Origin of the sequence: Catenovulum sediminis (assembly GCF_007289895.1) — a bacterium.
GTDB lineage: Bacteria > Pseudomonadota > Gammaproteobacteria > Enterobacterales > Alteromonadaceae > Catenovulum > Catenovulum sediminis.
In genome coordinates this window covers 586,133-601,170 of record NZ_CP041661.1, presented here as the reverse complement: position 1 = coordinate 601,170, position 15,038 = coordinate 586,133, and the positions used below count along the sequence as shown (strand labels likewise).

9 protein-coding genes and 1 pseudogene are annotated in these 15,038 nt (G+C 41.2%); 8 read left to right on the top strand and 2 right to left on the bottom strand.

The features are described 5' to 3' along the window. Positions 1-8 precede the first annotated feature (8 nt). Both FNT16_RS19680 and FNT16_RS19675 read right to left on the bottom strand, forming a co-directional pair. Positions 9-1,565 carry a tryptophan halogenase family protein gene (locus tag FNT16_RS19680; protein ID WP_143873720.1) on the bottom strand — a complete coding sequence of 519 codons (1,557 nt, stop codon included), beginning with the start codon at positions 1,563-1,565 and terminating at the stop codon, positions 9-11. Positions 1,566-1,630: 65 nt separating this feature from the next. Beyond that, on the bottom strand, positions 1,631-4,387 hold the full coding sequence (locus FNT16_RS19675; protein WP_143873718.1) for a TonB-dependent receptor: 2,757 nt from the start codon (positions 4,385-4,387) through the stop codon (positions 1,631-1,633). Between the two features lie 534 nt (positions 4,388-4,921). On the opposite strand from FNT16_RS19675, the gene FNT16_RS19670 reads away from it, so the two are divergent. From FNT16_RS19670 to FNT16_RS19635, 8 genes and pseudogenes are all read left to right on the top strand, one after another. Beyond that, positions 4,922-5,581, top strand: a complete 660-nt coding sequence (locus FNT16_RS19670) for a GntR family transcriptional regulator (protein ID WP_246072553.1) — start codon at positions 4,922-4,924, stop codon at positions 5,579-5,581. A 22-nt stretch (positions 5,582-5,603) separates the two neighbouring features. Further along, a complete protein-coding gene (locus tag FNT16_RS19665; RefSeq protein ID WP_143873714.1) occupies positions 5,604-6,758 on the top strand; it encodes a mandelate racemase/muconate lactonizing enzyme family protein in 1,155 nt (384 codons plus the stop codon). A gap of 16 nt (positions 6,759-6,774) precedes the next feature. Beyond that, positions 6,775-8,052: an MFS transporter gene (locus tag FNT16_RS19660; protein ID WP_143873712.1), complete on the top strand. Its 1,278-nt coding sequence runs from the start codon at positions 6,775-6,777 to the stop codon at positions 8,050-8,052. Then, entirely contained in the window at positions 8,049-9,065 is a 1,017-nt protein-coding gene (locus FNT16_RS19655) for a sugar kinase (protein WP_143873710.1), read from the top strand. The genes FNT16_RS19660 and FNT16_RS19655 overlap by 4 nt, the downstream gene beginning before the upstream one ends. Positions 9,066-9,179: 114 nt before the next feature. After that, positions 9,180-9,815: a bifunctional 4-hydroxy-2-oxoglutarate aldolase/2-dehydro-3-deoxy-phosphogluconate aldolase gene (locus FNT16_RS19650; protein ID WP_143873709.1), complete on the top strand. Its 636-nt coding sequence runs from the start codon at positions 9,180-9,182 to the stop codon at positions 9,813-9,815. Positions 9,816-9,827: 12 nt separating this feature from the next. Next, complete coding sequence (locus FNT16_RS19645) at positions 9,828-12,110, top strand: beta-galactosidase (protein ID WP_143873707.1); 2,283 nt, start codon at positions 9,828-9,830, stop codon at positions 12,108-12,110. 127 nt (positions 12,111-12,237) lie between these two features. Continuing rightward, entirely contained in the window at positions 12,238-13,308 is a 1,071-nt protein-coding gene (locus FNT16_RS19640) for an SMP-30/gluconolactonase/LRE family protein (protein WP_185976774.1), read from the top strand. A gap of 556 nt (positions 13,309-13,864) precedes the next feature. Next, positions 13,865-14,851, top strand: a pseudogene (locus FNT16_RS19635) (IS110 family RNA-guided transposase). The last annotated feature ends 187 nt before the right edge of the window (positions 14,852-15,038 follow it).

Here is a 15,038-nt window from a genome sequence, read left to right as displayed (position 1 = left end):
AATATTCCTTAAATTTTTTGCAAACCGTATTGGTAAATTTGCTGCAGTAAAACTCGGTTATTGGGTAAAGACTGTATTAATTGGTCGGTGGCAATCTGGTTGTTTTGAAAATGCTCATCAGCGTGTGTTTTTGCGGTCAAATTGAGTCCATGGTCAGTTAACCGGGTTTGAAAGCCCATACCGAACAGCACATAGCGGTAACTAGCCGCCGGAAATACCTCTACAGCATGCGGAAATTGTTGATCATACGGCGGCATGTGTTGCCATAAATCCAACAAGGCACTCAGTGATTTGGGTATCGATTCAGGGTTGCGATTATCCTGCCAGAATTTTTCTGGCCTATTACTTAAGACGTAATGCAATTTCAAAAAGTCGATAATACGTTGCCATCGGTACAAGGACGTTTGGTTATATTGGTTTGCCAGCCCCAGCATTGATTGGCGATTAACTGGGAATTGTTCGGCTATCATTTGCGCTGAAATTTCAATAAGTACTAGTGCAGACGCTTCAAGTGGTTCTAAAAAACCGGCGGCCATACCGATAGCAACTGCATTTTTATGCCAAAATTTTTCTCTATGCCCTGGGGTGAATTTAATTTTTTTGAAGTTGAGTTGACTGGTTTCATCAAGTGTTAAATTTGATTTGAGCACCTCGAGTGCTTGATCATCCGTTTGATAGTGACTTGAATAAACATAACCAACCCCCCGACGCGTGGGTAAGCCGATATCCCAAATCCAACCGTTTGCTTGCGCGGTAGAAATAGTGTGTGAAGCAATAGGTGACATTGGATCCGGATAGGGCACTTGCGTTGCAATTGCAGAATCAGCAAACAAAACATGCTGGCAATTATTAAACGGAATTTGGTAATGTTTATCGATTATTAGGCTGCTAAAACCGCTACAGTCGATAAAAAAGTCAGCTTTAATAGCGCCTAAATTTTTAGTCGTTACAGAATGGATAAAGTCTTCTTGATCTGCATTTACATCAGTTATGTGATCTTGGGTATAAACCACACCTAATTTTTCTATGCAGTGCTTTTTTAGTAGTTTGGCAAATTTGCCTGCATCTAGATGATACGCATAATTGGCAATCGAATCGTATTCAGCGGTTGTAATTGTTTTAGGGGCTAACCCCGCTTGGCAAATAGCTTCTTGCGAGCATACCGCATTTGAAAAAGACGGCGTACAATCAGACGCATTTTTGTAAACTTGCCAAAATGGCGTTAAGTCAAAATCACCATCACCTTGTGGCAACATGAGCGGATGAAAATAAAAATCATCATCTTCACCTGTATGCCATTTGGCAAATTTTGCACCCTGCTTAAACGAAACATCACATTCTTTTATAAATTCTGTTTCAGAAATTCCAATCGACTTAAGCGTTTTGCGCATCGTCGGCCAAGTGCCTTCCCCCACACCTATAGTGGCGACATCTGGCGATTCTATTAGGGTTATGTTTATCGGTTTTTCAAACTGCTGTTTAACTTGCGAAGCTAAAACGGCTGCGGTTATCCAGCCTGCAGAGCCGCCACCAATAATCAAAACCGAATTTGTTGTTGGATTCATACACTAATCCGAAATTAACAAAAGGAGTGCCAGAGCACTCCTTTTAGTTTGTCGAATGAACAAACTTAGAATGATGCGCGCACACCTAAGTTAAATCGTGGGCCAAATTGTTCCGCACTTAATACTTGCTCAGGGAAACGCTCGTAACTGCGTGTACCTTCGTCCGTAATATTCAGTGCTTCAACAAACACAGAAATATTGTCGTTAATTTCATAACTTGCGTTTGCGTCGATCTGTCCATAAGCCTCAACATGAATCGGATTTGCACCACCACGTTTTAGGAATTCATCACGCCAGTTGTAAGCAATACGTGCTTGAATACCATTGTCGTCGTAGAAAGCAACTAAGTTTGCAGAGTCGCTTAAACCCTCTAGTGCCATTTGTGATTCAAGGTTAAATGGGTTGTATGCGACGTCGGCATCCACAAGGGTATAGTTGGCAATCGCACCAAAGCCAGATTGAGCAAACATATGTTGTACATTTAATTCCCAACCATCGACTTTTGCTTTAGCCATATTGCCGTTTGTTGTGACATCCCAAGTGATAACTGGATCGCTCTCGTCCCCAAAACACGCCGGGGTTGGTATGTCTGAGTCAGGACAACCCGGTGCTGGATTCACACTTGGATCGGTTAAAGGGTTACCATCTACATTATTGATTGTGCGTTTTTCCAACGAAGAACCAATAAAGTTGTCTACATCTTTAACAAAATAGCCAACCGAGATATAACTGGCATCGCCGTAATAATATTCTAGCGACAAATCGATATTGTCTGATTCGAACGGTAATAAATTAGGGTTACCTTGACTTGCGTTATAAGGTCCGCCTGGTCGTGGTGCGATTAAGTTAGTAGACGGGAACATAGACGCAATATCACTACGTGTGATGGTTTTGCTGTATGAAGCTCGGGCCACTAACTCGTCAGTTAAATCTACTTTTACATCAATATTAGGCAACAAGGCGTCGTAATCACCCTCTAAATTTTGAGCAACCGGTTTGCCGTCAAGTACAGCTTTTAATTCCTCTACATGAAAATATTGCAGTGCGGTAATGCCTTCTTGTACTGAGTAGGCCGTTACGTCAGTTTGTTCATAACGGAGCCCGGTATTGATTGAGACATCCATATTGCCCGCAGCTAAATTAAAATCAGCAGACACAAAAGCTGCGTTAGTTTTTTCTTCTATACCATTTAACGTTGGAGCAACTTGGAAGAATAAATCTTGATCTTTCGTTAACTCAATAAACTGAGATGCTTGATAGCGAGGTATTTGTGGAAAGATATTTCCATTGGCTGAAAATGCATCCAACATACCTGATGTTGATTTAAAGGTTAAATCTAAGCCTGAGATATCTAAATCTGTAACAAAAGCAAAAGTACCAAATTGTTTGGTATCTACAGCGTAAGTGGTATTCGACACTCCAAAGTTAACTTTTGATAAAGCACCTGCGTCTAGTTCCCATTCACCTTGTAAATTATATTGCTTAATATTATTTTTGATTTGGAAGCCACGTGTTTGGAATAGATCGGGAATAATATTATCTTTGTTAAATGCGCCGCCTGCTAGTGCCGAATCGTCTATTGTGATACCCGGAATTTCACCCGAGAAATCAACTGTGTAATCGACCAATTTACCCGGGTTGGCTAGGTTGGCTAAATTTTCAGAGTTTGTGCCATCTGGGTTTGATTCAGATGTTGAGTCATGTGCATCAAAGGTGAATTTTAATGAATCGGTGGCATGCCATTCAAGGTTTAAACCTAAAGAATCCCCTTCGGTTTTTTCAAAATAATCCCATGCCCAAAAGTTGAGCTCATCGCCAGTTTGCACCGCGTTGGTTAGTGTACCGTTGCTGTCAGCGGTGCCTGTTGGGCTGTCAAACCATAAACTCATGCGGTTCATTTGCGTTTTTTGTTCAAAACGTGTGAGCGTATAATCTAGCGTCGCAACTAAGTCATCTGTTGGCGCAAATTGCAAAACCAACTGACCATTCTGACGGGTTCGTTCTGTATTCGAGACATCCACACTTGAGGTAAAAGGCGCCCATACCTTTTTCGTTGGGTTTTTACTTGTATCTATCGCACTGGTGTTAACATTGTTACTACCATTTCCCCAATTCATATCCGCACCGGCGCGTTCTTTTCCGCTATCACGCTCAGCATGTGATAAAGACAAAGAAATACCAAAAACGCCATCCATATTGTTGCTAACCATGGCAAACAATTCAGGCGTGATATCTCGACCGTCTTTGTTGCTAGTATCCATGACCGCTTTGGCACTTGCTACCGCTTTGAATCCTGGGTGGTCAAACGGACGGGCTGTGGTTACGTTAATCGTTGAACCTATACCTCCAGAGTATACATGCGCTTTACCTGATTTATGAACTTCTACACCTGATACGGATTCTGCGGATATTTCTCTAAAATTAAAGTTGCGTGGGATGCCATCGTCTAACAGCGAAGAAGAACGGGGCATCTGACGACCATTTAACGTCACGAGGTTAAAACTAGGGCCAAAACCACGAACGGTTACTTGGTTGCCTTCACCATTGGTCCGGTCAATTGAAACACCGGTAATACGTTGTAGTGATTCGGCAAGGTTAGTATCTGGGAATTTACCAATATCTTCGGCTGAAATCGCATCGACTACGCCGGATGCATCTCGTTTAATCGCTGCAGATTTATTAAGAGAGCTACGAATACCGGTAACTTGAATTATTTCTGGATCATCAGCTTGTGATTGTTGTGCTTGAGCGGTTGTTGTGAACCCAGATGCGGCTAACATTGAAATTAGCACGGTGTTGAGTTTAAACATGCTGTGACGCATTTTTGAATCCTCTTGTTTATTTTAAGTATTGAGTGTCTAACTTCCAGGCTGTGTTGTTTGTAGTTCCAGCCATACAAACATCTCAGTAACATTATTACTGTTTATTGCCTACATTTGTCAAGTGTTGGTTGTCAACAATATTCAATGTAATGCTAGGTTTCCAGATCTTGTTTTGATTTATCGCTTTTTATTCCTCTGTGCGCTAAAAAATTGCGACCATTTAGATCAAAATTTATCCACGCACTTTCACTTTCCTTTTTATATTTACTTTTAGTTAACATGTTGTGTCAAGTATTAATTGTAAACAGTATTTTGAGTTTTGTTTGTTTTTGGATTTGTTTTTTCTTTGCTTTAACTTTGTAAGCTATTGAAATTGATGTTTTTTATGTTTTATTTTATTTATTCTCTGTCACTGTTAAATCATTATAATTAATTTTAAAAAGTATAAAACATTAAATTATATATTGTTAACAATAGTTTTTGAGTGTAATCTAGTTAAAGATTATGTGTAATTTAAGGCAGGTTGTACGCAATATGTCCGACAGCGATTATTTTAGAGACTTTTTTGAACACGATAACAAAGTGTACGCACAAATCCTTGCGGATATTGCGCGAGGCGTTTACGTCAGTGGTGATAGGTTAGTGACCACTCAATTGGCGAAGCGTTATCAAACCTCTATCAACCCCATTCGCGAGGCGATCAAACAGTTAGAAGGTGAAGGGTTTGTCAGCTCGCAAAAAAACAGTGGGGCCAGAGTCGCCAAATTCACTTATCAAACCATGCGTGACGTTTTCGAAATCTTGCAATTATTAGAACCTTATTTATTTGATTGGTACACCCAAAGATATAGCCAAGACTGCTTGATTAAATTAAACGAAGTGCTGTATGCAATGCGGGGTTTAGATGCCGATGAGCATATGCGTTTTCGTGAGCTGGATACTGAATTCCACTGGCAAATGTATAGACACCACTATAACCAGAGCGCTGTTAACTTGTGGAAAAAAAATAAACTGATACTACAAGCTTTGAATGGAAACATTCCTATCAGTTTAGCCCGCCGTCAGCATGCCATCGAAGAACACGAAAAGATTTTATCTGCGTTAGTCAATAAAAAACCGCAAGACGCGATCCAAGCGTTAAGTGACCATATAAGCCAAGGCGGCGAATACTGGTCGAAAGTCTTGGTTCAATAAGGTTGTTTGTTAGGAAAATAAAATGAAAATTACAGATATTAAAACCTATACATTTTGGCTTGGCTTTAGAAATGTATGTTTAGTCAAAGTGGAAACTGATCAGGGAATTTATGGTTGGGGCGAGTCAGGTTTATCTGGCCGCGAAAAAGCTGTTAACGGTACAATTGAACATTTTAAACAGTTTTTGATTGGCCAAAACCCTCTGAATATTTCTGCCATTTGGCAAGAGTTATACCGAAGCCAATATTTTGAAGGCGGACGCGTACTGGCCGCCGCCATTTCTGCCATCGATATTGCATTGTACGATGTGGCTGGCAAATATTTTAATCAACCCGTATACCAATTGTTAGGAGGTAAACAGCGAAACTCAATTCCGTTGTTTGCAACTTCTGTAAAAGATTTTAACCAAGGACTCATTGAAGACTTATTACGCTTAAAAGAACAAGGCTGGCAATCCATCCGGGTGACAACAGGCGAGCATGGACAAGCAAATCAACAAACCATATTTGATAGTCGCAAATCTATCGCAAAAACATCTCATTGGTTGACTCTGGCGCGGGAAGCATTGGGCAGTGAAACGGTTTTAGGTATTGATTACCATCACAGGTTAACGGTCGCCGAAACGGCTTCATTTTGCCAACGCATGCCACCCGGTACGATCGATTATTTAGAAGAACCTATCCGCGATCAATCTATTACTGCCTATCAAAATTTGCGGAAAATGGTTGATGTGCCTTTTGCCATCGGTGAGGAGTTAACCAGTAAGTGGGAGTTTTCGCCATACATCACCAGTGGTCTGACGAACATGGCGAGAATTGATATTTGTAATGCAGGCGGATTTACCGAAGCGATGAAAATTGCTGCCATGTGTGAAGCCAATTATATCGATATGATGCCACATAACCCGTTAAGTCCAATCTGCACCGCCGCATCGATTCACTACTGCGCGGCGATTGCCAATATGAGCTGGTTAGAATTGGCGCCGTATGATGGTGACCTGTCAGAATACGATGAAATTTTTAGCCGCCGCCCGATCATTGAAAACAACGCGTTTACTGTCTCGCAGCAACCCGGGCTCGGTATTGATGTCAATGAAGATAAACTCAAAAATCAAAATTTTAAATATTGGGAGCCGCCTCGTTTAATCAAGCCTGACGGTAGCTACACCAATTGGTAAAACTTGGGGATTAAATATGAAAAAAGGTGGAATCTTAGCGCTGATTTTTATCAGTGTCGTAATTAACTACATGGATAGAACCAATATATCTGTGGCCGCAGCTGCAATTTCGGCTGAGTTAAATATCAGTAAGGTCGAAATGGGGCTGATATTTTCTGCATTTGCTTGGACTTACTCAATCATGCAAATACCGGGTGGTATGTTGGTGGATGCGGTACGCATTCGTATATTGTATCCTTTTATTCTTGTTGCATGGTCGCTGGTGACTGTTTTTAAAGGTTTGGTGAGTTCAGTTGCCGCATTAATTGGTTGCCGCATGGCGATCGGCTTTTTTGAAGCTCCCAGTTATCCGGCCAATAACAAAATTGTTACTCAGTGGTTTGCCGAGCAAGAGCGGGCAGGAGCCATTGCAATTTACACCTCTGGTCAATTTATCGGGCTAGCATTTTTAATGCCTGTACTGGCTGTGATTCAAGAATGGTTTGGCTGGCGTGGCTTGTTTGTCGTATCGGGTTTAATCGGTATCGTTTGGGCGGTCATTTGGTACATTTTTTATAAAGAAGCACCGGATGAACAAAAGAAAGATCAACCGGGAGTGGCGCAGGCGAATCTGCAAACACCTGAACATTCACCTAAACATTTACCTAAACAAACACCTGTAAGCTGGGCAAATTTAAAACTGGCATTTTCCAGTAAAAAATTGTGGGGCATATACATAGGTCAGTTTTGTCTTGGCGGCACCTTAATTTTCTTTTTAACTTGGTTTCCAACCTACCTTGCTGAATACCGTGGTTTCAGTGATTTAAAAACAGGTTTTCTGGCATCTGTACCCTTTTTAGCGGCATTTTGTGGTGTGTTGTTATCCGGGTTTGTTTCTGATCTTTTGGTTCGTAAAGGGTTTTCAAATGAATTAGCGCGTAAAACGCCGATTATTTTAGGTTTGTTTTTATCCAGCTCCGTGATTTTCGCTAATTACACGGATAGCACCTTGTGGGTGACATTCTTTTTATCTTTAACCTTTTTTGGCAACGGCTTAGCCTCAATTAACTGGGTTTTTGTCTCGCTCATTGCGCCTAAACATATGGTGGGTCTAGTTGGCGGATGCTTTAATTTTATCGGTGGTTTATCCGCTGTAATTGTTCCGGTTTTAATCGGCTTTTTAGTTCAGGACGGAGATTTTCGACCTGCGTTGGCGTTAATTGCAGGGCTGGCTTTTACGGGCTTATTTTCTTACATATTTTTGGTTGGCAAAGTCGAAACGATTGAAGTGCCCGTTACGGAGGCAAAAGCATGAGCATCGTGTTTTTTGGTGAAATAATGCAGCGCCTGACACCCGCGCAACCGCAACAAAAGTTAGTTAACACAAAAAATTACGCAGTGGATTTTGCCGGAGCAGAGTCAAATGTTGCCAGTTCGCTCGGGCGTTTGGGTCATCAAGTGACGTTTGTTACAAAACTACCGCATAACCCAATTGGCGACCATTGTCTTGCGACACTTAAACAATACGGTATTGATACCACTTTTTGTCAGCGCGGCGGCGAACGAATTGGCAGTTATTTTATTGAGCTCGGTGCATCTATTCGCCCATCTAGAGTGGTGTATGACAGAAAATACTCTGCATTTTCTGCAATACAAACCGGCGAGTTTAATTGGCAAACGATATTACAAGGCAAAAGTTGGCTTTTTTTGGGGGGGATAACGCCCGCTCTGTCAGAAAATTGCGCTAAAGAGCTGGTTATCGCGGCAAAAACCGCAAATCAGATGGGCGTTAAAGTGGCATTTGATGTTAATTTCAGACGTAGTTTATGGACCGAAGCGCAACAAAAAGCGGGCGTACCAGAACACTATTTTAGTCAGATTTTGCACTATAGCGATTTAGCCTTTGCCAACGCAGGTTCAGTTGCCGATGTTTTTGCTCAAACTTTTCATGAAAAGCATCCGATAGAACAAGCAAAACGGATCGCATCTTATTTAAACAACCGCTTTAATCTTTGCGCTGCAATTACCTGCCGTGAGCACAATAGCGCTTCAAGTAATCAGCTTGCTGCCGTATATCTAGAAAAAGGCGAATATTACCTTACAAACTGGTTAGAAGTTGAGATTTTAGACAGGCTAGGAACCGGAGATGCATTTGCAGCTGGGCTGTTGCATGGCTTATTAAATGACTGGTCTTGTCAACACAGCATTGAATTTGCCAACGCGGCGTTTGCATTGGCACATACCTGTTATGGCGACCAACATTGGTCGGATGAACAAGAAATAAATACGGTTGCGCAAGGGCAAATTTCGGGTCATGTGATTCGTTAAATGTACAGCGTCGGAAAAGATAAATACGTAAAAAATTTTACTTTAAATAGATTGGTTAACAATTGATATTTATTTTCTGGTCAATTAAAAGCAGATGACGGAACTTAGTAGATTATGAATAAATCAGACATCCTAAATAAAATAAACCAGCATAAGCTGGTGGTTATTATTCGCGTTGAATCGCCCGAGTTGATCAACAATATTGTCGAATGCATGATTGAAGCCGGTGTAGCGGTATTAGAAATTACCAGTAATACACCCGGGTACGCCGAAAAAATAACCGAGCTGCGCGCCAAATATCCAGAGCTCATTATTGGTGCGGGCACTATTATTGATGGGCAAATAGCGTTACAAGCGATTGAAGCGGGCGCGCAATTTTTAGTGACGCCTAACACTTCTAAAGAAGTTGCCAGTATTGCCAACCAGCATGAACTGCCCGTACTGATGGGCGCATTTACCCCCACGGATGTGGTTGAAGCGAAAAAAGCCGGTGCGGATATTGTAAAACTGTTTCCGGCTGAACCAATCGGTTGTAAATATTTGGCTTCATTGGCTAAAGGGCCGTTTCTGGACATACCGTTTTTTCCGGTAGGAGGGATTGATGAATATAACTTTATTGAATGGATGCAAAGTGGGGCAAAAGGAATCGGCATTGGCGGCAGTTTAGCGAAGCCAGTATTCAGTAACCAAGATAAACAAGAACTGATTAAACGTGTTAGCAAAATTGTTAATACGTTGAAAGTATTATAAGAGAGGAACGTGATGTTTAATTCTAATAAAAATATCCTGGCAGCTGCACTGACAAGCGTTTTGTTGGTTGCTTGTTCTAATCAACAGCATGCGCAAAATAATGAAAAAATATTGTGGGATTTTGAATCAGGCGCTTATCAGTCTGTTTTAAAAGTTGAAAATGGAATGGCTAAAGAGCTTAATCAAGATGGAAATCAACAACTGCTGATTAATTTTGATGCAAAAGATAATCATGTTTCTGGTTTTGAATTTCAGTCAGAAAAAGGTTGGAATTGGCAAGATCAAGGTCATTTTGCATTTGCGCTGGATATCGCCAACTCGGATGCTGCTTCGATTCATGTATACGCAACGGTTAAAGATAAACAGGGTAAAACACACAATCGCAGTTTTGTTATACCGGAACAATCTCAACAAACCTATTTTATTGAACTAAAAGGACCCGATTTAGATGTTGAAACCGGCATTCGTTCCAATCCACCGAGTTGGAAATCTGATTATGTCCCAGTGATATGGCGATGGGGTAGCAAAAATTTAAATTTAGCTGAAATTGTCAGTATCAAATTTAGTATACGCGGCGTTTTAGAAGACAAGTCGATTACAGTAGATAATGCGCGGCTCATTTATCCTAAAGCAATCGATCACAACTACTTGAACCATTTAGTCGATAAATTTGGTCAAAGCACCCGTGTTGATTTTGTCAACAAAATAGATTCACAAGAGCAATTACGGCAAATCAGCGAACAGGAACAAAAAACGCTGACAATGCGTAACTTTGCAGATCGCAGTCAATTTAATGGCTGGAAAGACGGGCCAAAATTAAAAGCAACCGGTTTTTACCGCACTGAAAAATATCAGGGAAAATGGACACTGGTCGATCCCCAGGGGTATCTGTTTTTCTCAAATGGCATTGCCAACGTACGTTTGGCGAATACGTCAACCATAACCGGCTATGATTTTGATCATAGTCTGATTAAAGCCAGAGAAGAGGGCGACTTAACACCTGAAGATTCTCTAGGGTTAAATCGAGCGCCTAAAATTGCTTGGCCAACACGCGAAGTCACCTCTGAGTTACGCGCCAATATGTTTAGTTGGTTGCCAGCACAATCCGAGCCACTGGCTGATAATTTTGGCTATCGCCGTGAAGTGCACACAGGTGCAATCGAGCGGGGCGAAACCTTTAGCTTTTATCGCGCCAATTTGCAGCGTAAATATCAAACCAGAGACGAAGAAAAATTAATGCAAAAATGGCGGGAGACTACAGTTAAACGCATGCAAAGTTGGGGTTTCACATCGTTTGGCAACTGGATAGATACAGGTTATTACGACATGCAAAACTATCCGTATTTTGCCAATGGCTGGATTATTGGTGATTTCAAAACGGTCAGCAGTGGTAACGATTATTGGAGCCCATTACCGGATCCATTTGATCCTGTATTTAAACAACGTACCGATATTACGGTTAAACAAATTGCATCCGAAGTAAAAAATAGCCCTTGGTGTGTTGGGGTGTTTATCGATAACGAAAAAAGTTGGGGTATGATGGGCTCAACCGAAAGCCAATACGGAATTGTGATTAATACCTTGTCGCGTCATGCAAATGAGAGCCCAACAAAACAAGCATTTATGACGCATTTAAAAGCAAAGTATACAAATATCGCGGCACTCAACAAGGCTTGGTCAAGCCAAATGGTAGATTGGTCAGAGCTTGAAAAAGGTGTCGTGTTAGATGATTTTTCCCAAGGCATGATTGACGATTTTGCTCAGCTTTTAACTTTGTATGCTGAACAATATTTTAAAGTTGTTAAGCAGTCAGTTGACACTTATATGCCTAACCATTTGTACATGGGGGCGCGTTTTGCGGATTGGGGGATGACACCTGAAATTCGCTCAGCGGCAGCTAAATACGCAGATGTGGTCAGTTACAATTATTATAAAGAAGGGATTAATGAAGACTTTTGGGGCTTTTTAGCTGACATTGATAAACCCAGTATTATCGGTGAGTTTCATAACGGTGCGATTGATTCTGGATTGTTAAACCCAGGTTTAATCCATGCGTCATCGCAGGCCGATCGGGGTAAAAAGTATAAAGAATATATGTTAAGTGTCATTGATAACCCGTATTTAGTCGGCGCACATTGGTTCCAGTATATTGATTCTCCGTTAACGGGTCGTGCATACGACGGTGAAAATTATAATGTTGGATTTGTGTCAGTTACGGATATCCCTTACAAACCATTAGTTGAAGCGGCAAAAGAGGTAAATAAACAAATTTATCCCCGCCGGTTTGCAAATTAATCGAGATAATTCTAATTAATTCGAGTGCAATTGCAGCATAGATTAAAACGAGTTATAGACGCACCTCAGTCTTACCGGGCTTGTTAACGGTAAGGTTGGGGTATTTTAAATAAATACGGATATGATTATGAGTAAAAAAATAAAAATAGCTTTGTTGTTAACATCGGCATTTGGGATAACGCAATTGACTGGCTGTCGTTTGACAGCGGATCAAGAAAATGCGCATCAGCCAATTCAACAAACGCAGAAAATGACAAAAACGAAAAAAACGCCAAGAACAGAACAAGGTATTTACCAAATATACGATGACGAGGCGTTGTTATATTTGGATCTTGAGCAAAGTTATGAAGCGCTTGCAAATGGGTTTGAATGGGTGGAAGGCCCAGCCTGGATTTCTGCAAATACAGCCGGTGGCGAGCAAGGCGGATATTTGATTTTTTCAGACATACCAAATAATAAGATTTATCAATATCACCCTGCAAATGGTTTAGCTGAATATTTAATGCCCAGTGGGTTTTCAAATGGTTTGTTAATTAATCATCAAAATGAATTGGTGATTATGCAATCGCGCAGTCGGCAAGTGGTTAAAATGCATACCCCGTTAAATCATCCGACTACTGAATATAATGTGTTAGCGAGTCATTATCGGGGTAAACGACTGAATAGCCCAAATGATTCAGCTATCCACAAAAACGGTACGATTTATTTTTCTGATCCGCCTTATGGTTTACCAAAACAAATGGATGATCCGGCTAAAGAACTGGATTTTCAAGGCGTTTTTCAACTTAAACCGACAGGCGAATTAAAAGTCTTGGATGACAGTATTAGCTTCCCAAATGGCGTGGCGATTTCTCCGGATAATCAATTTTTATATGTCGCGGTATCCGATCCTAAAGCGCCTAAGTGGTATCAATTTAAATTGGATAAGCAGGGTGAAGCAATCGAGAAAAAAGTATTTTATAAACCTAAAGCACGCGGCACGAATGACCACGGGGCACCGGATGGTTTAAAAGTACATAGCTCGGGCGTCGTTTTCGCGACAGGCCCAGAAGGTGTTTGGTTGTTTAACCCAGACGGCAAAGTATTAGCGAAAATTAAAGTCCCGCATTTTTGTGCCAATTTAGCATTTGATGAAAATGAGAAAAATTTATATATCACAGCACATAAAAAACTGCTGAGAATTAAACTGCGCGGATGACGGGGGAGATTCGAGCTTCGAGCGACGAGCTACGAGTTTCGAGCTACAAGCTGCAAGCTGCAAGTTGCAACTTGCTCAAAAATGTAGGTCGCGGCTTCAGCCCGACAAATCATGCAATATACCCAATGTCGCCCTAAAGGGCCGACCTACACAGCTTGTAGCTCGAAACTCGAAACTCGAAGCTCAAAAATGTAGGTCGTGGCTTCAGCCCGACAAATTTTGCAATATGCACAATGTCGCCCTAAAGGGCCGACCTACACAACTCGAAGCTCGTAGCTCGAAACTCGTAGCTTAAAACTACAATGTAGATCGTTGCTTCAGCCCGACAAATTTTGCAATATAAACAATGTCGCCCTAAAGGAACGACCTTGTATCTCTCAGTGATTGATGTTTAGCTAGCAGCAATCACATCGGGACGCCAGTGAGTATGTGAACGACCTAATCAGAAAATGATGGGTTGTAGATAATGCCCTGGCTTCCTAACCTCCATAAAACTGAATGGTATCCTAGCGCCCTATTTCAGGTGACGCTGCATGTACAAGGGGAGTAAATAGAGATGAAGGCCTATGCAGGTATTGATGTCGGTAAAGATAAATTAGATGTTAGTTGGTTACGTGACGCCACCACAAACAAGAAGAAAACGAAAGTATTAAAAAACACACCAAAAGGGCATAAAGAACTGGTGACGTGGTTGCTCAAAAATACAAAATATTAACCGCATGAAATCGTTATTACAGTTGAACCAACGGGTGTTTATAGTGAACCCCTCATGTACTATTTACATGAACAAGGATTCATTTTATTACAAGCAAATCCAAGTAAAGCGTCGCAATATGCAAAAGCGTTGAATTTGGTTCATAAGACAGATAAATCGGATGCCACGATGCTAGCCCGTTATGGACATGACCAGCAACATTCTTTGTGTAGATGGCAGCCAGAGCCGGTGGAATCAAGAGCGTTAAAGGCGATGCTACGCAGGCTAGAAGCACTAGAGCAGGATTTGCAGCGGGAAGAAAATCGATTTGAAGCCGCTAATTTTTCAGGCGCATCAGCACGAGTGATTCAGTCGCTGGAAGACATGATAGCGGTGTTGAAAGATGAAATAGACAAGTTAACTCAAGAAATTGACGACCATATAGATGGGCATCCATCACTAAAAAAGAACCGTAAATTACTCCAAAGCATAAGCGGCGTTGGGGTTGTTGTTTCAAGAGTGATGGTTAGCTTGTTAGCCTGTAAGAATTTTAAAAATGCAAAGCAGTTTTCAGCGTATTTGGGTTTAATTCCGAAGCTTAAAGAATCGGGGAAACAGGCTGGAAAAACCACATTAAGCAAACAAGGCCCGAGTTATGTTAGGGTCAAATTATATATGGCAGCAGTCGTGGCAGGGCAACATAATCCTGATATAAAAGCTCAAAAAACACGGTTATTGCAGCAAGGCAAGAATAAAATGCAGGCATTAGGAGCGGCGATGAGAAAGCTGGCTCAAATATGCTTTGGAGTTGTAAAAACTCAAACAGAATATCAGCCTCAAGTTAATTAAATAACGACTTGAAGCTGATTGTGAGAGATGGTATCTACACTGATTGTGAAACTCGAAACTCGAAACTCGAAACTCGAAACTTGAAACTTGAAACTTGAAACTTGAAACTTGAAACTCGTAGCTTAAAACTTGAAACTCGTAGCTTAAAACTACAATGTAGGTCGCGGCTTCAGCCCGACAAATCTTG

Excerpts from the sequence above, each read along its gene's own strand:
- FNT16_RS19680 (WP_143873720.1), bottom strand. The coding sequence starts at position 1,565 with ATGAATCCAACAACAAATTCGGTTTTGATTATTGGTGGCGGCTCTGCA.
- FNT16_RS19655 (WP_143873710.1), top strand. The coding sequence starts at position 8,049 with ATGAGCATCGTGTTTTTTGGTGAAATAATGCAGCGCCTGACACCCGCG.
- FNT16_RS19665 (WP_143873714.1), top strand. The coding sequence starts at position 5,604 with ATGAAAATTACAGATATTAAAACCTATACATTTTGGCTTGGCTTTAGA.
- FNT16_RS19660 (WP_143873712.1), top strand. The coding sequence starts at position 6,775 with ATGAAAAAAGGTGGAATCTTAGCGCTGATTTTTATCAGTGTCGTAATT.
- FNT16_RS19645 (WP_143873707.1), top strand. The coding sequence starts at position 9,828 with ATGTTTAATTCTAATAAAAATATCCTGGCAGCTGCACTGACAAGCGTT.
- FNT16_RS19675 (WP_143873718.1), bottom strand. The coding sequence starts at position 4,387 with ATGCGTCACAGCATGTTTAAACTCAACACCGTGCTAATTTCAATGTTA.
- FNT16_RS19640 (WP_185976774.1), top strand. The coding sequence starts at position 12,238 with ATGAGTAAAAAAATAAAAATAGCTTTGTTGTTAACATCGGCATTTGGG.
- FNT16_RS19670 (WP_246072553.1), top strand. The coding sequence starts at position 4,922 with ATGTCCGACAGCGATTATTTTAGAGACTTTTTTGAACACGATAACAAA.
- FNT16_RS19650 (WP_143873709.1), top strand. The coding sequence starts at position 9,180 with ATGAATAAATCAGACATCCTAAATAAAATAAACCAGCATAAGCTGGTG.